This is a genomic window from Streptomyces nymphaeiformis (assembly GCF_014203895.1).
Taxonomy (GTDB): Bacteria; Actinomycetota; Actinomycetes; order Streptomycetales; family Streptomycetaceae; genus Streptomyces; species Streptomyces nymphaeiformis.
Genome location: NZ_JACHJY010000005.1, coordinates 21,876 through 43,146, shown reverse-complemented (window position 1 = coordinate 43,146; position 21,271 = coordinate 21,876). Strand labels below are relative to the sequence as shown.

Annotated in this window: 14 protein-coding genes; 6 read left to right on the top strand and 8 right to left on the bottom strand. The window is 73.8% G+C overall.

The features are described from left to right. Positions 1 to 118: 118 nt before the first annotated feature. From infB to GGE06_RS17740, 6 genes are all read left to right on the top strand, one after another. On the top strand, positions 119 to 3,208 hold the full coding sequence (gene infB / locus GGE06_RS43750; RefSeq protein WP_116158558.1) for a translation initiation factor IF-2: 3,090 nt from the start codon (positions 119 to 121) through the stop codon (positions 3,206 to 3,208). A 142-nt stretch (positions 3,209 to 3,350) separates the two neighbouring features. Then, positions 3,351 to 3,644: a DUF503 domain-containing protein gene (locus tag GGE06_RS17760; protein WP_116158557.1), complete on the top strand. Its 294-nt coding sequence runs from the start codon at positions 3,351 to 3,353 to the stop codon at positions 3,642 to 3,644. A 30-nt stretch (positions 3,645 to 3,674) separates the two neighbouring features. After that, positions 3,675 to 4,115, top strand: coding sequence for a 30S ribosome-binding factor RbfA (gene rbfA / locus GGE06_RS17755; protein ID WP_116158556.1), 441 nt, complete (start codon positions 3,675 to 3,677; stop codon positions 4,113 to 4,115). Continuing rightward, positions 4,112 to 5,011, top strand: coding sequence for a tRNA pseudouridine(55) synthase TruB (gene truB, locus GGE06_RS17750; protein ID WP_184931257.1), 900 nt, complete (start codon positions 4,112 to 4,114; stop codon positions 5,009 to 5,011). Before rbfA ends, truB begins: the two co-directional genes overlap by 4 nt. Before the next feature lie 220 nt (positions 5,012 to 5,231). After that, positions 5,232 to 8,948: a trypsin-like peptidase domain-containing protein gene (locus GGE06_RS17745; RefSeq protein WP_184931256.1), complete on the top strand. Its 3,717-nt coding sequence runs from the start codon at positions 5,232 to 5,234 to the stop codon at positions 8,946 to 8,948. A 38-nt stretch (positions 8,949 to 8,986) separates the two neighbouring features. Continuing rightward, on the top strand, positions 8,987 to 9,940 hold the full coding sequence (locus GGE06_RS17740) for a bifunctional riboflavin kinase/FAD synthetase (protein WP_116158553.1): 954 nt from the start codon (positions 8,987 to 8,989) through the stop codon (positions 9,938 to 9,940). 114 nt (positions 9,941 to 10,054) lie between these two features. On the opposite strand, the gene GGE06_RS17735 is transcribed toward GGE06_RS17740, so the two are convergent. From GGE06_RS17735 to GGE06_RS17700, 8 genes are all read right to left on the bottom strand, one after another. Beyond that, entirely contained in the window at positions 10,055 to 10,693 is a 639-nt protein-coding gene (locus tag GGE06_RS17735) for an HD domain-containing protein (protein ID WP_116158552.1), read from the bottom strand. Positions 10,694 to 10,834: 141 nt separating this feature from the next. Continuing rightward, positions 10,835 to 11,830 carry a GlxA family transcriptional regulator gene (locus GGE06_RS17730; RefSeq protein ID WP_116158551.1) on the bottom strand — a complete coding sequence of 332 codons (996 nt, stop codon included), beginning with the start codon at positions 11,828 to 11,830 and terminating at the stop codon, positions 10,835 to 10,837. 243 nt (positions 11,831 to 12,073) lie between these two features. Continuing rightward, positions 12,074 to 13,054 (bottom strand): oligopeptide/dipeptide ABC transporter ATP-binding protein, encoded by a 981-nt coding sequence (locus GGE06_RS17725; RefSeq protein WP_116158550.1) that lies wholly within the window; start codon positions 13,052 to 13,054, stop codon positions 12,074 to 12,076. Positions 13,055 to 13,080: 26 nt separating this feature from the next. Beyond that, positions 13,081 to 14,046 (bottom strand): ABC transporter ATP-binding protein, encoded by a 966-nt coding sequence (locus tag GGE06_RS17720; protein WP_116158549.1) that lies wholly within the window; start codon positions 14,044 to 14,046, stop codon positions 13,081 to 13,083. Continuing rightward, entirely contained in the window at positions 14,043 to 14,927 is an 885-nt protein-coding gene (locus tag GGE06_RS17715; RefSeq protein ID WP_116158548.1) for an ABC transporter permease, read from the bottom strand. Before GGE06_RS17715 ends, GGE06_RS17720 begins: the two co-directional genes overlap by 4 nt. Further along, positions 14,924 to 15,985 carry an ABC transporter permease gene (locus GGE06_RS17710; RefSeq protein WP_184931255.1) on the bottom strand — a complete coding sequence of 354 codons (1,062 nt, stop codon included), beginning with the start codon at positions 15,983 to 15,985 and terminating at the stop codon, positions 14,924 to 14,926. The genes GGE06_RS17715 and GGE06_RS17710 overlap by 4 nt, the downstream gene beginning before the upstream one ends. 3 nt (positions 15,986 to 15,988) lie before the next feature. Further along, positions 15,989 to 17,821, bottom strand: a complete 1,833-nt coding sequence (locus tag GGE06_RS17705; protein ID WP_184931423.1) for an ABC transporter substrate-binding protein — start codon at positions 17,819 to 17,821, stop codon at positions 15,989 to 15,991. Positions 17,822 to 18,013: 192 nt separating this feature from the next. Next, the gene (locus GGE06_RS17700) at positions 18,014 to 21,121 is read right to left on the bottom strand and encodes an SCO5717 family growth-regulating ATPase (protein ID WP_184931254.1); all 3,108 of its coding nucleotides are present in this window, start codon (positions 21,119 to 21,121) and stop codon (positions 18,014 to 18,016) included. Positions 21,122 to 21,271: the final 150 nt, after the last annotated feature.

The following is a 21,271-nucleotide window of genomic DNA, read 5'->3' as shown; positions in this document are numbered from 1 at the left end:
TCAGGTACCTCGCGAGTTGGAAGTAGGTCGAGATTGCGATGAGCACTCGATGAGTACGCGATGAGTACGCCCATGAAGTAGCGACGGTCCGGCGGTAACCGGACCTAAAAGGAGCGAAGTGGCTAAGGTCCGGGTATACGAACTCGCCAAGGAGTTCGGTGTGGAGAGCAAGGTCGTCATGGCCAAGCTCCAAGAACTCGGTGAATTCGTCCGTTCGGCGTCCTCGACGATCGAGGCGCCGGTCGTGCGCAAGTTGACTGACGCTTTGCAGGGTCCCGGCGGCAACGCCGGCAAGACCGCTGCCAAGCCCGGCGCGCCCCGCAAGGCTGCGCCTTCCCCCGCGGCGCCGTCTCCGGCCGCCGCGGCACGTCCCGCTGCCCCGAAGCCCGGCGCCCCGGCCCCCAAGCCGGCCCCCGCCGCGCCTGCGGCGCCGGCTCCGGTCACTCCGGCCGCGCCCGCGAGCAGCACCCCCTCTCCGGCTCCGGCCGCCTCGGGCCCCCGCCCGGGTCCGAAGCCCGCGCCCAAGCCGGTCACGCCGGCTCCGGCCGCCCCGGAGTTCACCGCGCCCCCGTCGGCTCCCGCCGCCGGTCCGCGTTCCGGTGGCGCCACCCCGGGTCCCCGTCCCACCGGCGAGCGTCCCGCCCGCCCGGGTCAGGGTGCCCCCCGCCCGCAGGGCCAGGGTGCTCCGCGCCCCGGCGGCCAGCAGGCCCCCCGTCCGGGCGGTGCCCGTCCGGCCGGTCCCCGTCCGGGCAACAACCCCTTCACCTCGGGTGGCTCCACCGGAATGGCGCGCCCGCAGGCGCCCCGTCCGGGTGGCGGCGCTCCCCGTCCCGGCGGCCCCGGTGCCGTTCCGGGCGCCCCGCGTCCGCAGGGTGGCCCCGGTGGCGCCCCGCGTCCGCAGGGTCAGGGCGGTGCCCGTCCCACTCCCGGTGGCATGCCTCGTCCGCAGGCTCCCCGTCCGGGCGGCGCGCCCGGCGGTAACCGTCCGAACCCGGGCATGATGCCGCAGCGTCCCGCTGCCGGCCCGCGTCCCGGCCCCGGCGGTCGTGGCCCCGGTGGCCCCGGCGGTCGTCCGGGTGGTCCCGGCGGTGGCGGCGGTCGTCCCGGCTTCGCCGGTCGTCCGGCCGGTCCCGGCGGTGGCGGCGGCGGCTTCGCCGGCCGTCCCGGTGGTCCCGGTGGCGGCGGCGGTCGTCCGGGTGGTCCCGGCGGCGGTGGCGGCGGCTTCGGCGGTCGTCCCGGCGGCTTCGGTGGCCGTCCCGGCGGTCCGGGTGGCCGTGGTGGCACGCAGGGCGCCTTCGGTCGTCCCGGCGGTCCCGCGCGTCGTGGTCGCAAGTCGAAGCGTCAGAGGCGCCAGGAGTACGAGGCCATGCAGGCCCCGTCCGTGGGCGGCGTGATGCTGCCTCGCGGCAACGGCGACACCATTCGCCTGTCGCGCGGTGCCTCCCTCACCGACTTCGCCGAGAAGATCGGCGCCAACCCGGCGTCGCTCGTCGCGGTGATGATGAACCTCGGTGAGATGGTCACGGCCACGCAGTCGGTCTCCGACGACACGCTGGTCATGCTGGCCGAAGAGATGAACTACGTCGTTCAGATCGTCAGCCCGGAGGAGGAGGACCGCGAGCTGCTCGAGTCCTTCGACATCGAGTTCGGCGAGGACGAGGGCGGCGAAGAGGCCCTGGTCTCCCGTCCGCCGGTCGTGACCGTCATGGGTCACGTCGACCACGGTAAGACCCGACTCCTCGACGCGATCCGCAAGACCAACGTGGTCGCGGGCGAGGCCGGTGGCATCACCCAGCACATCGGTGCCTACCAGGTCGGTACCGAGGTCAACGGCGAAGAGCGTCGCATCACCTTCATCGACACCCCGGGTCACGAGGCGTTCACCGCCATGCGTGCCCGTGGTGCGAAGTCGACCGACATCGCGATCCTCGTGGTCGCGGCCAACGACGGCGTCATGCCGCAGACGATCGAGGCGCTCAACCACGCCAAGGCCGCCGGCGTCCCGATCGTCGTCGCGGTCAACAAGATCGACGTCGAGGGTGCCGACCCGGTCAAGGTCCGCGGTCAGCTGACCGAGTTCGGTCTGGTGGCCGAGGAGTACGGCGGCGACACGATGTTCGTCGACATCTCCGCCAAGCAGGGTCTGCACATCGACTCCCTGCTGGAGGCCGTCGTCCTCACCGCCGACGCCTCGCTCGACCTCCGGGCCAACCCGAACCAGGACGCGCAGGGTATTGCGATCGAGTCCCACCTCGACCGTGGTCGTGGTGCCGTCTCGACCGTCCTCGTCCAGCGCGGAACGCTGCGCATCGGCGACACGATGGTCGTCGGCGACGCGTACGGCCGCGTCCGGGCGATGCTCGACGACAAGGGCAACAACGTCGAGGAGGCGACCCCGTCGACTCCCGTCCTCGTCCTGGGTCTCACCAACGTCCCGGGTGCCGGCGACAACTTCCTGGTCGTCGACGAGGACCGTACGGCCCGTCAGATCGCCGAGAAGCGCGCTGCGCGTGAGCGCAACGCCGCCTTCGCCAAGCGCGTCCGCCGGGTGTCCCTCGAGGACCTCGACAAGGTGCTCAAGGCCGGTCTCGTCCAGGAACTCAACCTCATCATCAAGGGCGACGCGTCCGGTGCGGTCGAGGCCCTCGAGTCCTCGCTGCTCCAGCTCGACGTCGGCGAAGAGGTCGACATCCGCGTCCTGCACCGCGGTGTGGGTGCGGTCACCGAGTCGGACATCGACCTGGCCATGGGCTCCGACGCCATCGTCATCGGCTACAACGTCCGTGCGGCCGGCCGTGCCGCGCAGATGGCGGAGCGCGAGGGCGTCGACGTCCGGTACTACTCGGTCATCTACCAGGCGATCGAGGAGATCGAGGCGGCGCTCAAGGGCCTCCTCAAGCCGGAGTACGAAGAGGTCGAGCTCGGTACGGCGGAGATCCGCGAGGTCTTCCGCTCGTCCAAGCTGGGCAACATCGCCGGTGTCCTCATCCGCTCGGGCGAGGTCAAGCGCAACACCAAGGCGCGCCTCCTCCGCGACGGCAAGGTCATCGCGGAGAACCTCAACATCGAGGGTCTGCGCCGCTTCAAGGACGACGTCACCGAGATCCGCGAGGGCTTCGAGGGTGGTATCAACCTCGGAAACTTCAACGACATCAAGATCGACGACGTCATCGCGACGTACGAGATGCGCGAGAAGCCGCGCGCGTAACGCGTAGGGCTGCGTCCGGGGCCGGTCGGCGGAAGTATTTCCGTCGATCGGCCCCGGCCGTTGCGTGTACGGTTCTGGTGTCCCTGCCAAGCGACGGCGTGGCAGGCCACCGAACCCGAACCGGCGGGACATCCGGCACCGCATGTACGTGGGGACTCTGTCCTTCGACCTGCTCCTCGGCGACGTCCACTCGCTGAAGGAGAAACGCTCCGTCGTCCGGCCCATCGTCGCCGAGCTCCAGCGCAAGTTCTCCGTGAGCGCGGCAGAGGTGGGCGACCAGGACCTCCATCGCAGAGCCCGTCTCGGCGTCGCGCTGGTGTCCGGGGACGCGGGGTTCGTATCGGACGTGCTCGACCGCTGTGAGCGGCTCGTCGCCGCACGGCCGGAGGTGGAACTCCTTTCGGTGCGCCGAAGGCTCCACACTGATGAAGACTGATTTGAGCAAGGCAAAGAAGGAGAAGGACCAGTGGCCGACAACGCGCGGGCGAAGAAGCTGGCGGACCTCATCCGGGAGGTGGTCGCCGAGAAGCTGCAGCGCGGCATCAAGGACCCCCGCCTGGGCACGCACGTGACCATCACGGACACCCGCGTCACCGGCGACCTGCGGGAGGCCACGGTCTTCTACACGGTCTACGGCGACGACGAGGACCGTGCGAGCGCCGCGGCCGGTCTGGAGAGCGCCAAGGGCATCCTCCGTTCGGCCGTGGGCCGGGCGGCGGGGACCAAGTTCACCCCCACCCTGGCCTTCGTGGCCGACGCCCTCCCGGAGAACGCCCGCACCATCGAGGACCTCCTCGACAAGGCGCGGGCCTCGGACGCCCAGGTGCGGGAGGCGTCCTCGGGCGCCACCTTCGCGGGCGACGCCGACCCCTACAAGAAGCCGGGCGAGGACGAAGCCGCCGAATGAGCACCTCGGGAAAGACGCCCGACGGGCTTGTCATCGTCGACAAGCCGTCGGGCTTCACTTCGCACGACGTCGTGGCCAAGATGCGGGGGATCGCCAAGACCCGCCGCGTCGGCCACGCCGGCACGCTCGACCCCATGGCCACGGGCGTCCTCGTCCTCGGCGTGGAGCGGGCGACCAAGCTCCTCGGTCACCTCGCGCTGACCGAGAAGGAGTACCTGGGCACCATCCGCCTGGGACAGACGACGATCACCGACGACGCCGAGGGCGAGATCACGGCGTCGGCCGACGCTTCGAAGGTCACCCGCGAGCAGATCGACGCGGGCGTCGCCGAGCTGACCGGCGCCATCATGCAGGTGCCGTCGAAGGTCTCCGCGATCAAGATCGACGGCAAGCGGTCGTACGCGCGCGTGCGCGGCGGCGAGGAGTTCGAGATCCCGGCCCGCCCGGTCACCGTCTCCTCCTTCCGGATGTACGACGTCCGCGAGGCCACGGCCGAGGACGGCACGCCCGTCGTCGACCTGGTCGTCTCGGTGGTGTGCTCCTCCGGTACGTACATCCGGGCGCTCGCCCGTGACCTCGGCGCCGGGCTCGGCGTCGGCGGCCACCTGACCGCGCTGCGGCGCACCCGGGTCGGCCCGTACAAGCTGGACAGCGCCCGCACCCTGGACCAGCTCCAGGAGGACCTCACGGTCATGCCGGTCGCCGACGCGGCCGCGGCGGCGTTCCCGCGCTGGGACGTCGACGAGAAGCGCGCCAAGCTGCTGCTCAACGGCGTCCGCCTGGAGATGCCGGAGTACCCCAAGGGGCCCGTCGCGGTCTTCGGACCCGAGGGGAAGCTGCTCGCGCTGGTCGAGGACCAGCGCGGCAAGGCGAAGAGCCTGGCGGTCTTCGGCTGAGCCGAGGGCCCTGTCGTAGGGCTTCGTCGTGGGGGCGGGCACGCACGCGTGCCCGCCCCCACGTCTTTCCCCCCTCGGTTTCCCCCGGACCGATCCTGTCCTGCCGAGCCGCCGAAATTCACCCCATCGGGGAGGCGCTCGGAGTGAACGGGGGAGTGTCGGGGGGCGCGTTTCCCCGCGGGCGCCTCCGGGTGATCACCGGCCGCCTACCGTCGACACCATGGGACGCGGGGACCTGGCGACGCTGGTGCGGATCTGCGATCTGGCGGGCCGGCCACGCGGCACCGGTTTCCTCGCCGACCACCACGGAACGGTCGTCACCAGCCACGAAGCCGTCGACGGGCTCAGCCGTGTCGTCCTGCACGCCCCCGGCGACCGCAGCTGCCTCGCCGAGGCCGAGGCCGTCACCCCACTGCCCGAGAGCGGCCTCGCGCTCGTCCGCACCGAAGGGCTCGGCGGCCGCCCGCTGCCGCTCGCGACCCGGCCCGAGATCGAGCCCGGCACATACGTACGGATCGCCGCCCAGGGCTGGCGCGAGGCCCGCGTCCTCGGCCCCGCCTCCGTCACGTACACCGCCGCCGACCGCTTCCACGCCCTCGCCGACGCCCTCGAACTCGCCATCGGCACCGAGGGCGCCGAAGTGCTCCGCCGCGGCGGCCAGGCCGCCGGCGGGCCCGTCCTCGACACCGTCACCGGCACCGTCCTCGCCGTCCTCGGCACCGCCCTGCGCGGCGACCGCCGGGCCGCCGGGTACGCCGTGCCGGTCCGTCCCGCCGGGCCGCACCACGAGGGGCCGGCCGTTGTGCCGCCACGGCCCGCCGACCCGCTCACCGCCCTGCTGCGGCGCAACGCGGCCACCGTCCCCGCCTACGGACCCGACCTCAACCTCGCCGCGATCCTGGAACTCACCGCCACCTCCACCGGGCCCGTACGCGAGCCCGACCCCTGGCCCGAGCCGGTCGAACGGCCCGACTGCGTCCGTGAGTTCGCCCGCTTCACGGCCGGCGACGCCCCCGTCCTCGCCCTCGTCGGCGCCCCCGGCACCGGCCGCACCACCGCCCTCGCCGCGCTCTGCGCCCGGCGCACCCGGGGCGCCGCACCCGCCCCCACCGTCCGGCTGCGCGGCGCCGACCTGCGCGCCGAGGACCGCTCGCTCGCCGACGCCGTCGGCCGCGCCCTCCACCAGGCCGGGCGGATCGTCGCCGCGTCCGGGGCGCTCGGCGACACCACGACCGCCACCCCGGAGCGGGCCGCCGCCCTCGCCCGCGACGCGGGCCGCCCGCTCCTCGTCGTCCTCGACGGCCCCGAGGAGATGCCCCCGCTCCTCACCCACCGCCTCGCCGACTGGACGACGGCCACGGAGCGCTGGCTCCGCGCCCACGGGGCCCGGCTCGTCACGGCCTGCCGCCCGGAGCACTGGGAACAGGCCGGCGCGCTGTACGGCCCGGGGGCGCTGCACCGGCCGGCGGGAGACCCGGGCCGGGCCGTGACCGGCACCGGCGACGCCGTGCCCGCCGCAGTCGTCCTCGGGCCGTACTCCGAGGCGGAGGCCCGTGCCGTACGCGAGGGCTACGGGATCGGGGAGACGGACCTCGCCCCGGCGGACGCCCGGCACCCGCTGGCCCTGCGGCTGCTCGCCGAGGTGCGGGCGGCGCTGCCGGGGGAGGTGCCGGGACGGCCCGGGCGCGAGGAGATCTTCACGGCCTACCTGGACCTGATGTGCCTGCGGACCGCCGTCAGGATCGCCGCGGGCTCGCGCCCCCTGCCCCGGGGGACCGCCGTCCGCCGGCTCGCCGCGCGCGTGACCGGCCGGCTGCACGAGGCGGCCCGCCGCTGCCTCGGCCCCGGGCACGGCGTCCTCGACCGGGCCTCCTTCGAGGAGCTGTTCCCCTGGCGGGAGGGCTGGGCCTCGGCCGTCCTCACCGAGGGCCTCCTCGTCCCGGCGGGCTCCGGCTACCGCTTCGCCCACGAGGAACTCGCCGACTGGGTCCAGGCCGCCCACCTGGACCTGGACACGGCCCTGCACGCCCTGGTCCACGGAGCCGGGCCCACGGAGCCGCCCCGCTCGCCCGGCGGTCCCGCGAGGCGGAGCAGGGGCAGGCACGCGGCACCCGAGGCGCCCACCGGGGCCGGCGCCCCTGCAGGTCCGGGCGACGCCACCGGCGCGCCCGGCGGGGCCGCGGGCTCGGCCGAGCCCGGTGTGCCCGGCGGGCCGGGTGTCCCTGGCGGTCCGGGTGCCACCGGCGCGGTCGGCGGGGCCGCGGGGGCCGGTGTGTCCTGGGCGTCCGGCGCGGCCGACCGGCCAGGCGGGGCCGGTCCGGGCGCCGGAGAGCAGGCCGCCGGTGGGCGGCTGCCCGTGCCCCGGCACCGGATCGGGCCCGTGTCGCAGGCGCTGCTGCTGCTCCACCGGGAGCGGGGGGTCGCAGGGCTCGCGCCTCGGCTGACCGGGCTCGTCGAGGCGCTCGGGCGGTTCGCCCGGGAGGGGCAGGGCGGGGACGGGGCCTGGTGGGCCGCGCGGTTGCTCGGGGAGAGCGTGCGGCGCGTGCCGGATCCGCGGCCGTACCTGCCCGTCCTGCGGCTGCTCGCGGATCAGGTCGGGGCCCACCCGGAGCACCATCCCGTCTTCGTCTCCTTCGGGACGGACTTCTGGCTGGCGCTGCCCGTCGGAGAGGACGAGCGGATCGATCTGCTGAGGCGGCTCGGGGGCCGGAGCCTCGACGCCGTCGCCGCGAAGCTGGCCGCCGATCCCCGGGGCGTCCAGCCGCTCCTGTGCCGCTGGTTCGGCGACCCCCGGCCCGACGTCGCCCGCGCCGCCCAAGCCCTCCTGCACACCCACCGCCGGCTCGCCGTCGACGACCTCTGCGAGGCGCTCGTCGCCACCGCCCACCCCCTCGCCGACGGCCTCCTCGCCGCGCTCGCCGAGGACGAGCCCTCCGCGCTCTGCCGGGCCGTCGACCGCTGGGCCCACGACGACGGGCGCCCGGAGCGGCGCGTCGCGGCCGCCGCGTACGGACACCTGGCCGCCGGACACGCCGCCACCTCCGCCGACCGAGAGCTCCTCCGCTACGCCGCCCTCGCCCTGCTCGCCCGCCCCGGCGACCAGACCCTCCACGGTCCCGCCCTCGGACTCCTCGTCCGCGACCCGCACACCCGCTCCCGCCACCTGCCCCGTGCCGTGGCCGAGCTCCGGGTGCCCGCCGCCGCCCTGACCGAGGCCCTCCCGACCCACCCCGAGGAGGTCCTCACGGCCTTCCGGGCCCGGCTGATCGGCACCGGCGAGGCCCCGGCCGCCGCCCTGCGGGCCCTCGCGGAGGTCGACACGCCCGCCCTCGCCCGCCGGATCGCCGCCCTCGTCCGCGACTACGCCGCCCGCCACCCCGAGGGCGCCCCGCTGGTCGCCGCCTTCGTCGACCGCCGCTTCGAGGACGGCCCCGCCGCAAGGGCGATCCTCTTCCCGCTGGTCACAGGCCTCATCCGGGGCCGCCCCGCCCCGCTCAGGCGCGCCCTCGCCCCCGTCCTCGCCGCTCCCGGCACCGGCGCCTCCCGCCACCTGCGGGCCGAACTGCTCGACGTACTCCTGGAGCACGAGCGGTACGAGGCCGAGGCCGGACAGCTCACCGTCCTGGAGGCCCTCCTGCAGGCCGCCGCGGAGGGCGCGGAGCTGCGCACCGTCCCGCGCACCCGGGAGCTGACCCACCGGGTCGGCGCGCTGTGCGTCCGTACCCCCGAGGGCGCCTGGTGGCTCGACCGGGCCCTCGCCGGAGCCGTCCGCGAGCGGCCCGCCTTCGCCGCGCTCCTCGGCGCCTGGACCGTCGCCGCCCCCGCCGACTGGGCCCCGCTGCTCGGCCCGGAGACCCTCCGGGCGCTGCGGAGTCCCGGCACTGCCATGCCGATGCGTACCGACGGCCGTGGACATGGCAGTCTTAGACCTGCGTAAGGCGAACAGGGCGAACAGGCGGACGAGGAGCGGTCACAGTGCAGCGCTGGCGTGGCTTGGAGGACATCCCCCAGGACTGGGGACGCAGCGTCGTCACCATCGGCTCCTACGACGGGGTGCACCGCGGACACCAGCTGATCATCGGGCGTGCCGTGGAGCGCGCCCGTGAGCTGGGCGTCCCCTCCGTCGTCGTCACCTTCGACCCGCACCCCTCCGAGGTCGTGCGCCCCGGCAGCCACCCGCCGCTGCTCGCCCCGCACCACCGGCGCGCCGAGCTGATCGAGGAGCTGGGGGTGGACGCGGTGCTCGTGCTGCCGTTCACCGCCGAGTTCTCCCAGCTGTCCCCGGCCGACTTCATCGTCAAGGTGCTCGTCGACAAGCTGCACGCGAAGGCCGTCATCGAGGGCCCCAACTTCCGCTTCGGGCACCGGGCCGCGGGCAACGTCGCGTTCCTGACCGAGCTGGGCGCCACGTACGACTACGAGGTCGAGGTCATCGACCTGTACGTCAGCGGGGCCGCCGGCGGCGGACAGCCCTTCTCCTCCACCCTCACCCGCCGCCTGGTCGCCGAGGGCGACATGGCCGGCGCGGCCGAGATCCTCGGCCGGCCGCACCGGGTCGAGGGCATCGTCGTCCGCGGCGCGCAGCGCGGCCGCGAGCTCGGCTTCCCGACGGCCAACGTCGAGACCCTGCCGCACACGGCGATCCCGGCGGACGGCGTGTACGCGGGCTGGCTGACGGCCGCGGGGGAGCGGATGCCGGCGGCGATCTCGGTCGGCACGAACCCGCAGTTCGACGGCACGGAGCGGACCGTCGAGGCGTACGCGATCGACCGCGAGGGGCTCGACCTGTACGGGCTGCACGTGACGGTGGACTTCCTGGCGTACGTGCGGGGGATGCTGAAGTTCGACACGCTGGACGATCTGCTGCAGGCGATGGCGGGCGACGTGAAGCGGTGCCGGGAGCTGACGGAGGAGTACGACCGCGCCTGACGGGCGCCGGATGCCCACTGCCGGTGTGGGCAGGCGTCCCGCAGGGCGGGAGCCCGACCGCCGGGAGGCGGGGCGGCACATGATCCGGCGCAGCGTGACGCCGCCGTCGCGGCCTCACTCCGGCCAGGGGTTGTTCCGGATGACCTCGACGAAGTCCTTCCGGCTGAACGACGGGTCGAAGTGGGCCAGCACGTCGTCGTTCATGGTTCCGAAGGTGGTGTCGGGACGCTCGGCCATGCCCTCGTAGAAGGCCCTCAGGATGCGGTTCTTGAAGTCGGGGCGCGGGTGCGCGGCGACGACCTCGGCCCGCTGCTGTTCGGTGATCTCGGTGAGGTCGAGACCGAGGACGTCGGTCTCGACGCCGAGGGTCACCACGGCGACCTCCGGTGCCAGCTGGAGCGGGATCTCGGGTGTCGTGTGCAGCGCGATGGCCAGCCAGACATCGCGGGCCTCCTGCTCGGTGCGGCCGTGGTCGAGCAGGAAGGTGCGGGCGACCTCGGCGCCGTCGAGCTCGAAGCGCCGGTCCTTGGTGGCGTAGGCCGGGGTGAGGCCGAGGTCGTGGAAGAGACCGCCGACGTAGGCGAGCTCGGGGTCGGCATCGAGTCCGCGCGCGGCTGCTTTCAGCGATCCCCAGAGGTAGACCCGACGCGAGTGGTGGAAGAGCGTCTCGTCGGCGGCGTCGAGGACGAGGCTGGTGGCCTCGCGGACCAGCGGGGTGTCGGGAATGACGATTCCCGCGATGTTCTCCGCCATGGGTCCTCCTTGGTCGGGTGTGGAGTGGACTGCTTCCAGAGTTCCTCCGGATCACCGTCCGGCCCACCGCCCGAACTGCCGGGCATCCCACAGATCCGGACCTCGTCCGGACGCGGACCGTGGTCGCGTCCGGACGAGGGGTCAGCGGGCGTGGGCCGCCGTGTCGTCCTCGCCGCCGTCGCGCCGGGCGGTGGCGAACCGGGCCAGGTAGCCGCTCGGCGAGACGCCCAGGCGGGCCACGAAGGTGCGGCGCATCGTCTCCGAGCTCCCGAATCCGGCGGCCCGCGCCGCCTCGGCCACCCCGCTGCCCGAGTCGAGCAGCGCTTTCGCATGGTCGAGACGGACCTGCTCGACGAACCGCGCCGGAGTGATGTCCAGCTCGGCGGTGAACATCCGCGCCAGGTGGCGCGGGCTGACGCCGATCAGGGCGGCCAGTGAGCCGACGGTGTGCGGGAGCCCGGGCTGCGCCGCGACGAGGTCGACCACGGAGCGCAGGGCCGGTGTGCGGGGCGGACGTACCTCCAACGGCGCCGAGAACTGGGACTGCCCGCCGGGGCGCTGCATGAAGACCACGAGGCTGCGGGCGACGTTCCGAGCCAGGTCGGCGCCGTGGTCCTGTTCCACCAGGGCCAGGGCCAGGTCGATGCCGGCGGAGACGCCCGCCGAGGTGACGATGCCGTCGTCCTCGACGAACAGGGCGTCGGGCTGCACCCGGACATCGGGGTAGGCGCGGGAGAGCAGCCGGGCGTGCCGCCAGTGGGTGGTGGCCCGCCGTCCGTCCAGGACCCCGGCGGCGGCAAGGGCGAACGATCCGGTGCAGATCGACACCAGCCGCCGGGCACGGGGCCGGAGCATGCGGATCGCTTCGGTCAGATCGGCGGGGACGGCCCGAGTGACCAGGACGTCGCCGCCTGAGACGACGACCGTGTCCGCCTCGGCCACATCGGCCACCGTCCCGCCGACGGGAAGGCGCAGGCCCACAGAGGTGACGACCGGCTCCCCGGACGGCGAGGCGTAGCCGAGCACGTAGTCGGCGCCGAACAGATTGGCCTCGGCGAACACCTCCGCCGGGCCGACCACGTCGAGCATCTTGATGCCGTCGAACACGACGAACACGATGTGCCGTCCGGGTTCCATGACTGCTCGCCTCTCACGTGCCGTGCCGCTGCCCCGTGTCTGCGGACCAATCTCCCACAGACGCGGGGTGGCAACGTGATCAAGGACTGCGGTGGCGAGGCTTCGTCCGAGGAGGCCCGGTTCGGGTGCAGCGCGGTGAACGGCGTGACCGCGTCCCCGCCTCCGCCGCGCCTCCGCGTTCCGCCCGGCGGAACGCATGCCCACAACGGGGCGCGGAAACGCCGCCCACAACGGGGGCGCGGCTCAGCCCCGCGTCACCCAGTGGCACGCCACCGACTCCCCGGCGCCGCCCAGGACCGGCAGGTCCTCGCCCCGGCAGCGGTCCGCGATCGTCGTCGCCTCGCCCGAGGCGAGGAGTTGGCAGCGGGCGTGGAAGCGGCAGCCGGAGGGGATGCGGGACGGGTCCGGGGGTTCGCCCGTCAGGACCACCGGAGCGCCCTCCGACTCCGGGAGCACCGACAACAGCGCCCGAGTGTACGGATGCTGAGGATTCGTCAGGACCGACTCCACCGGGCCCGTCTCCACGACCCGGCCCAGGTACATCACCGCCACCCGGTCCGCGATGTTCCACGCGAGCCCCAGGTCGTGCGTCACCACGAGCGCGGACAGGCCCAGTTCGTCGCGGAGGCGGAGCAGCAGCGCCAGGATCTCGCCCCGTACGGACGCGTCCAGGGACGCCACCGGCTCGTCGGCGACGATCAGTTCGGGTTCCAGGACCAGCGCGCCCGCGATGACCACGCGCTGCCGCTGCCCGCCGGACAGCTCGTGCGGGTAGCGCAGGAAGAAGCGCTCGGGAGGGCGGAGCCCGGCCCGGGACAGGGCCTCGGCGACCGCCGTCCGCTCGTCCCCCGCGTACCCGTGGATCCGCAGCCCCTCCGCCACCGCGTCGTACACGGTGTGCCGGGGGTTCAGCGAGCCGCTCGGGTCCTGGAGGACCAGCTGCGCCCGCTTCCGGTAGGCCCTGAGCGCCCCGGAGGAGTACGCGAGCGGCCGGCCGTCGAAGGACACCGCCCCCGCCGTGGGCCGGACCAGGCCGAGCAGCGAGCGGGCCAGCGTCGTCTTGCCGCAGCCGGACTCGCCGACGAGGGCCACGATCTCGCCGGCACCGATGTCCAGGTCCACGCCGTCCACCGCGCGCGCGGGCGGCGCGCCCCGCCGCCCCGGGAAGGTGACGTGCAGTCCGCGCGCCGACAGGAGGGGGCGTGCGGGGGCCTCGGTGCTCATGACGTGTTCCCCACGCGTCTCGCCGCTCATGACGTGCTCCCCACGTGTACGCAGGCGGCCCGGCGCCCCGCGCCCGCCTCCCGCAGTTCCTGGTCCTGCTCCGCGCAGGCGTCCACCGCCACCGGGCAGCGCGGATGGAAGGTGCAGCCGCCGGGCAGGTCCGCCGGGTCCGGCGGGTCGCCCGGCAGGCCGCGCGGCGCCCGCCGGGACGCGAGGTCCCCGATGCGGGGGAACGCCGAGGACAGCGCCCGCCCGTACGGGTGCTCGGCCGCCTCGTACACCGCCCGCGCGGGCCCCTCCTCGACGACCCGGCCCGCGTACATCACGGCGAGCCGGTCGCAGGTGTCGGCGAGGACCGCCAGGTCGTGGCTGATCATCAGGAGGCTGATGGACTGCTCGGCGACGAGCCGCTCGATCAGCCGCAGGATCTGCGCCTGGATCATCACGTCGAGCGCGGTCGTCGGCTCGTCCGCGACGATCAGGCGCGGGTCGCAGGCGAGCGCCATCGCGATCATCACGCGCTGCCGCTGCCCGCCGGACAGCTCGTGCGGATAGGCGGCGGCCCGGGCCGCCGGAAGCCCGACGTGTTCGAGCAGCTCGCCGACCCGCTTGCGGGCCGCCGCCGGGGTCGCCCGGCCGTGTACGAGCAGCGGCTCGGCGATCTGGTCGCCGATCCGGTGCACCGCGTTCAGGGAGTGCATCGCGCCCTGGAAGACGATCGACGCGCCCGCCCAGCGCACGGCCCGGAGGCGCCCCCACGACATGGCGAGGACGTCCTCGCCGTCGAGCAGGATCTCGCCCTCGATCCGCGCCGAGGCCGGAAGGAGCCGGAGGAGTGCGAGCGCGAGCGTGGACTTGCCGCAGCCCGACTCGCCGGCCACGCCCAGCTTGGTCCCCGGCTCCAGGGTCAGGTCGACCCCGCGCACGGCGGGCACGGCGGCCGCGCCGGAGCCGTACGTCACCTTGAGGTCCCGTACCTCCAGGAGGCTCATCGCCCCACCCCCAGCTTCGGGTTCAGTACGGACTCCACGGCCCGGCCGCACAGCGTGAACGCGAGCGCGACCAGGGCGATCGCGATCCCGGGCGGGGCCAGGTACCACCAGTGCCCGGAGGAGACGGCGCCCGCCTCCCTCGCGTCCTGGAGCATCCCGCCCCAGGAGACGACCGTCGGGTCGCCGAGGCCGAGGAACGCGAGCGTCGCCTCGGTGAGGATCGCGGTCGAGATGCCGAGGGTGGTCTGCGCGAGCACCAGCGGCATCACGTTCGGCAGGACGTGCCGGAGCATGACGTGCCGGTGGCCGCCGCCGAGCGCGGTCGCCCGTTCGATGTACGGGCGGGACTCCACCGCGATCGTCTGCGCCCGTACGAGCCGGGCGGTGGTCGGCCAGGACGTCACTCCGATGGCGAGGACCACCGTCCACATCGACCGGGACATCACGGTGGCGAGGACGATCGCGAGCACCAGCGTCGGCATCACCAGGAACCAGTCGGTGATCCGCATGACGACGGTCGAGAACCAGCCGCCGTAGTGCCCGGCGATGATGCCGACCAGGGTCCCGATGGCGACCGACAGGGTCGCCGCGAGCAGGCCGACGAGCAGCGAGATCCGGGCCCCCCAGATCAGCAGGCCGAGCAGCGAGCGCCCGAACTGGTCGGTGCCCAGCGGGAACGCGGCGCTCGGCGGCTCCAGGGCCGTGCCCGGCGCCTCCGTCACCGACTGCACGTCGGAGCCGACGGTCCACGGGGCGGTGAGCGCGAGCAGCGCGATCAGGACGAGGCCGGCCAGGCCGTAGAGCCCGGCGCGACGGGTCCGGTACGACGTCCAGAAGCGCGCGACCGAACCCTTGCGGCGCTCCCATGCGAGAGAGGTCATCGGCCCACCCGGGGGTCGAGCAGCGGATAGAGCAGGTCGGCGATCAGGTTCATCAGGATCATCGCTCCGGCGAAGACCACGAACAGGCCCTGCACGAGCGGCAGATCGGGCACGCTGAGCGCCTGGTAGAACAGCCCGCCGAGTCCCGGCCAGGAGAACACGGTCTCCACCAGGATCGAACCGGCCGCCACGTGGCCCAGGTTGATGAAGATCATGGTGACGGTCGGAAGCAGCGCGTTCGGCACGGCGTGCCTGCGCCGCACGACGTCGTCCCGCAGCCCCTTCGCCCGCGCCGTCGTCAGGTAGTCGCCGCCCATCTCGTCGAGGAGCGAGGAGCGCATCACGAGCAGCGTCTGCGCGTAGCCGACGGCGACGAGCGTGACCACGGGCAGCACCAGGTGGTGCGCGACGTCCAGGGCGTACGCGAAACCGGTCTCGCCCGTCCCCGACTCCATGCCGCCGGTCGGGAAGAGCCCCGGGATCGGCCCCATGCCCACCGAGAAGACGATGATGAGGATCAGCCCGAGCCAGAAGGAGGGCACCGACCACAGGGTCAGCGCGATCCCCGTGTTCAGCTTGTCGCCGAGCCTGCCGTGCCGCCAGGCCGAGCGGGTGCCCAGCCAGAGGCCGAGCGCCGAGTAGATCACCACGGCGACCCCGGTGAGCAGCAGCGTCGCCGGGAGCTTCTCCGCGATGAGGTCGCCGACGGGCGCGCGGAACTGGAACGAGGTGCCGAGGTCGCCGCTCAGCGCCTTGGCGCAGTAGTCGGTGAACTGCTGCCACAGCGGCAGGTCGAGACCGAACTGGCGGCGCAGCGTGGCGAGTTGCTCGGCCGAGGTGGGCACGCCGTGGGTCATCGCCTTCACCGGGTCACCGGGGATGATCCGGAACAGGAAGAAGCTGGTGACCAGGACGGCGAGGAGCGAGACGAGCGCGCCGCCGACCTTCCCCGCCGCATGGCGGAGATAGCCGAGGGAGGAACCGGTGCGGGGTGCGCCGTCCGTGGCGCGGGCCTTCTCGGCCCGCGCCACGTCGGCGGGGGTGCTTGCCGTCGTCACGTACTACTCGCGGTCGTCGGCGGTGGAGCGGCGGCGCATCCCGAGGAAGGCGCCGACGCCGACGACGACCACCACGGCCGCGACGATGCCGACGATCACCCCGGTGGACGAGCCGCCGTCGGAGTCCTCGGCCTGCGCCGCGGGCACGGCGGACCACCAGCTCCAGTAGCCGTCCTGGCCCCACAGGTTCCCGGCGGCCTCGGGCATGGTCGTGATGGACCTGATCTGGTCCGTGCGGTACGCCTCCAGGGCGTTCGGGTAGGCCATGACGTTCATGTACCCCGTGTCGTACAGCCGGGACTGCATCCGCTTCACCAGATCCGCCCGCTTGGCGGCGTCGTACTCCACCGCCTGCTGCGCGTACAGCCCGTCGAACTGCTTGTCGCAGATGAAGTTGTCGGTGGCGCCGGAGTCCTTCGGGGTCGCCGGGAGCGTGCCGCAGGTGTGGATGGACAGGACGTAGTCCGGGTCGGGGTTGACCGACCAGCCGTCGAAGGCGAGGTCGTAGTCGCCCTTGACCCAGGGGTCCGAGACGCTGTCCAGGCACTCGACCTTCAGACCGATGCCGAGCTTGCCCCACCACTCCTGGAGGTACTTGCCGACCGCCTTGTCGTTCGGGTCGGTGGCGTGACAGAGGATCCGGAACTCCAGCGGCCTGCCGTCCTTGCCGAGCCGCTTGCCGGCGGCGTCCTTCCGGTATCCGGCGGTGTCGAGGACCTTCTCCGCCCGCACCGGGTCGTACGCCCGCTCCTGCGCGGTCTCCGGCTTCCAGAAGTACGAGCCGAAGCGCGGCGGGATGTACCCCTCGCCCTCGACGGCGTGGCCCTGGAAGACCTTGTCGACGAGGGTGGTGCGGTCGACGGCGAGGAAGAGCGCCTTGCGGACCTCGGGGTCGAGCAGCGCCTTGTTGCCGTTGCCGAAGGCCTTGCCGTCCTGGGCCTTCGCGCCCGGGTTGGTGGCGAGGGCGTAGAAGCGGCGGCCGGGGGCGTCGTTGACCTTGATGTCCTTCTGGGTCTTCAGGGCCGCCGCCTGGGCGGGCGTCAGGTTCGGTACGAAGGACACCTCGCCCTTCTGCAGGGCCGCGACGGCCGCGTCGCCGTCCTTGTAGTACTTGAAGACCAGTTCGTCGAACTTGGGTGCGCCCCGCCAGAACTTCTTGTTCGGCTTGAGCTTGATGTACTGGTCGACCTTGAAGTCGGTGATGACGAAGGGGCCGTTCCCGACGATCGGGAACTGCTTGTCGTTGTTGAACTTCGAGAAGTCGGTGACCTTCTCCCAGACGTGCTTCGGCACGATCGGCACGTCGAGGGCCGTCATCGTCGCCTGCGGCTTCTTCAGCCGGATCACCAGGGTCTGCGGGTCGGGCGCGGTGACCTGCGCGAAGTTCGCCGTGAAGCTGCCGTTGGCGGTGGCGGCGTTCGGGTCGGTCATCATCTTGTTGAAGGTCCAGGCCGCGTCCTCGGCGGTGGCCTGCTGCCCGTCGGACCAGGTCGAGTCCTTGCGGATCGTGTACGTCCACGTCAGCTTGTCCGCCGAGGACGTCCACGCGGTCGCCAGACCCGGGATCGTGTGCGCGTCCTTCGGGTCGTAGTTCGTGAGGTACTCGTACGCCAGCCGGTGGATGCTGGTCGAGGTGAGCTTCTGGGCGAGGAACGGGCTCAGCGAGTCGATGCTCTGCGAGACGGCGACCGTGAGGGTGGTGCCGCCGGACTTCCCGTCCTCCGCCTGCACGGTGCCGGGGGCGACGACGAGGGAGCCGGCGGCGAGGCCGCCGGCGAGCAGCAGTCGGAGGGCTCTGCGGGCGGGGGCGGGGCGGGGTGGAACCTTCGTGACCATGACCATGGGACGTGACCTCGCGTGGGAGTTTCTGTCGTGGATCTTGGGCTGACGATGGGTGAAGCGAAGGTGTATCAGCGGTGGTCTGCCGTCGTCAACGATCCCTCAAACCCCTTGTGGTCTGCGGGAACGCCAAGAGGCTCCGTATCGGTGAGTCGATACGGAGCCTCATTGGTCTATTCCTGTGACGCCCTACTGCTGAGGGGCTGGCGGCGCCTGTGGAGGCAGCGCCCCGCCCGGCTGGGGCTCGCCCTCGTCCTGCGGCGGAGGCTGCTGCTGCCAGTTCTGCGGGACGCCCGGTTGACCGGGGTACGGCTGACCGGGCTGGGGTGCGTACGGCTGACCGGGGCCGAACTGACCCGGCATCGGCCCGGGCATCGGCTGCCCCGGCTGCGGGTACCCGGGCTGCGGCGGGTAGGGCTGTCCGGCCTGCGGCTGCGGCGGGTACGGCTGACCGGGCTGCGGCGGCTGGGGCTGCTGGGGAGCGTACGGCTGACCGGGGACGGGCTGCCCCGGCGCGTACTGTCCGGGCATCGGCTGACCGGGAACCTGCCCGGGCATCGGCTGACCGGGCACGGGCTGACCGGGCATCGGCTGTCCGGGCACCTGGCCGGGCGCGAACTGCCCCGGCATCGGCTGCCCCGGCATGGGCTGACCGGGCATCGGCGGGGCCATGTGCGGCGGCATCGCGCCCTGGCCGTCACCCGTCCACAGTCCCTGCGCCTGCTGCGCCCGTACGAAGTCCTCGGCCACCATCGCCGAGAGGTGGAAGTACGCCTCCCGGGTCTTCGGCCGCATCATGTCGAGGTCCACCTCGGCGCCGGCCGCCAGGTGCTCGTCGAAGGGCACGACCACCACACCGCGGCAGCGGGTCTGGAAGTGCTGCACGATGTCCTCGACCTTGATCATCTTGCCGGTCTCGCGGACCCCGGAGATGACCGTGATCGAGCGCTGCACCAGGTCCGCGTAGCCGTGCGCGGAGAGCCAGTCCAGCGTGGTCGAGGCGCTGGAGGCGCCGTCCACGGAGGGCGTGGAGATGATGATCAGCTGGTCGGCGAGGTCGAGGACCCCGCGCATGGCGCTGTACAGCAGACCCGTGCCCGAGTCGGTGAGGATGATCGGGTACTGCTTGCCGAGGACGTCGATCGCGCGCCGGTAGTCCTCGTCGTTGAAGGTCGTCGAGACGGCCGGGTCCACGTCGTTGGCGAGGATCTCCAGGCCGGACGGCGCCTGCGAGGTGAACCGGCGGATGTCCATGTACGAGTTGAGGTACGGGATCGCCTGCACCAGGTCGCGGATGGTCGCCCCGGTCTCGCGGCGCACCCGGCGGCCGAGCGTGCCGGCGTCCGGGTTGGCGTCGATCGCCAGGATCTTGTCCTGCCGCTCGGTGGCGAGGGTCGCGCCGAGCGCGGTCGTCGTCGTGGTCTTGCCGACGCCGCCCTTGAGCGAGATGACCGCGATCCGGTAGCAGGAGAGCACCGGCGTCCGGATCAGGTCCAGCTTCCGCTGCCGCTCCGCCTCCTCCTTCTTGCCGCCGATCTTGAAGCGGTTGGCGGCGCCGGGGTTGCGGCTGGACTTCGGCTTCTGCTTGTTGTTGCGGAGCAGCCGGTCGGAGGAGAGCTCGACGGCCGCGTTGTAGCCGAGGGGGGCGCCCGGCACGGACCGCTCCCGCTGGTCGTGCGTCACCGGCGAGGGCCAGGCGGCACCGGTCCGCGGATCCACCGGCGGCTGACCGTCGTACGGCGGCTGCGGGGCCTGCGGGGCCTGCGGGGGTACGGCTCCGGGGTGCGGGTAGCCGTAGCCGCCGGCGGCCTGCGCCTGCGGCGGGACGCCGCCGGGCACGCCGGGCTGCTGCGGGTAGCCGTAACCGGTCTGCTGCGGAGGCGTCCCGGGGTGCGGGAAGCCGTAACCGCCCTGCGGGGCAGGGGCAGGGGCCGGGGCCTGGGGCTGCTGCGGGTAGCCGTAGGAACCGGGCGCCGGGGGCTGGGCCTGCGGCGGTACGGGCCCGGGCGCGCCGGGCGCGGGCGCCTCGGGGGCGGGCCAGGCGGCGGGGGGCGGCAGCGGCGCGGCGGGCGGCACCGGCTGGGCGCCCGGGGCGGGCTGCGCGGGCCACTGCTGCGCGGGCTCGGGGGCGGCCGGCTGGAACGACGGCGGCAGCGGAGGCAGCCCTGCACCGGGCTGCGGCGCGGAGTACGGGGCGCCGGGGAAGGGCCCGGGAGCGCCGGCGGGCTGCTGTCCGGCGGTGTCGTACGGACCGGGAGAGGGAGCGGGCGCGGGCGCGGGAGCCGTGCCGGGGCCGAAGCCCTGCGGCGCGTCGGGGGCGGGCTGCGCGGCGGGGAGGGGACCGGCGCCGGGAGCGGCCGCGTCGGCGACGACAGCGTCCCCGGTCTCCGGCTCGGCGTCGGCCTCGACGACCGGCTCCGCGGCCGTCTCCGTCGCCGGCTCCGCCTCCGCGGCGGGCGCGGCCGGCTCGTCCTCCGGGCCCGCGGCGTCATCGGAGACCGCGCCGGCCTCGGCCGGCTGCCCGGCGTCCGAAGCAACCGCGGCAGCGTCCTTCGCGTCGTCGTCGTCCGAGCTCTCCGCGGCGGTCCCGGTCTCCGCCGCCCCCGTGGCGGCGTGCTCGTCGGGGGTCGCGGGGGAGTCCTCGGCGGTGTCCGCCTCTTCGGCGGCGGGCTCGGCGGAGCCGTCCGTGCTCTCCGCCGTGCGCTCGGCGATCTCGCGCCGGAGCGCGGCGGGGGAGAAGCGCATGGTGGCACCGCTCTCGACGTCCCCGCCCCCGAACGAGGCCGCGGGCGGCAGCGAGTCCCCGGGCACGGGCGCACCCGGTACGGGCGCATCCGGCACCGGCGCGCCCGGCACGGACGCACCCGGCACCGAACCACCTGTCACGGGAGCACCGACCGGCGGAACCGGAGGCACCGCCGCAGGCGCAGGCGCAGGGACAACCGGAGCGGCCGGCGGTCCGACCGGCTCAACCGACTGACCGGGCGCGGTCGCAGGAGCCACCGGCGGAACGGGTGCCGGGGGCGGAGGCGTCACCGGCGCGGCCGGCGGCGCGATGTTCCAGCCGGGCTCGAAGCCGCTGCCCGCCGGGAGGCCCGGCACGGCGACCGGTGCTCCGCTCGGCGGCGGGGGAGTGACACCGCCCGCTCCCGTACCGCCCGACGCGTTCTGCGTGTACCAGGCGGGCGGGGTGTAGTCGATGGTGAACTCACCCGTCATCTCGGCGGGATCCGCGTCGGACTGATCGTCGGCGGGTGGATTCCAACCCCCGTGGATCTCGTCGCGATCGCCGTTCACTTTGCCTCCTGGTGTGGTCGAGCACCCTTGTGCCGTTGTGGGCGGGGCCCTTCCACCCTAAACGCCGCGGGCCGCCCCGGGGCAGGGCCGATGCCCCCTCCGCGCCGGCCTCCGCGACCCGGTACGGGCCCCAAGTGACCCGGCCGCGCC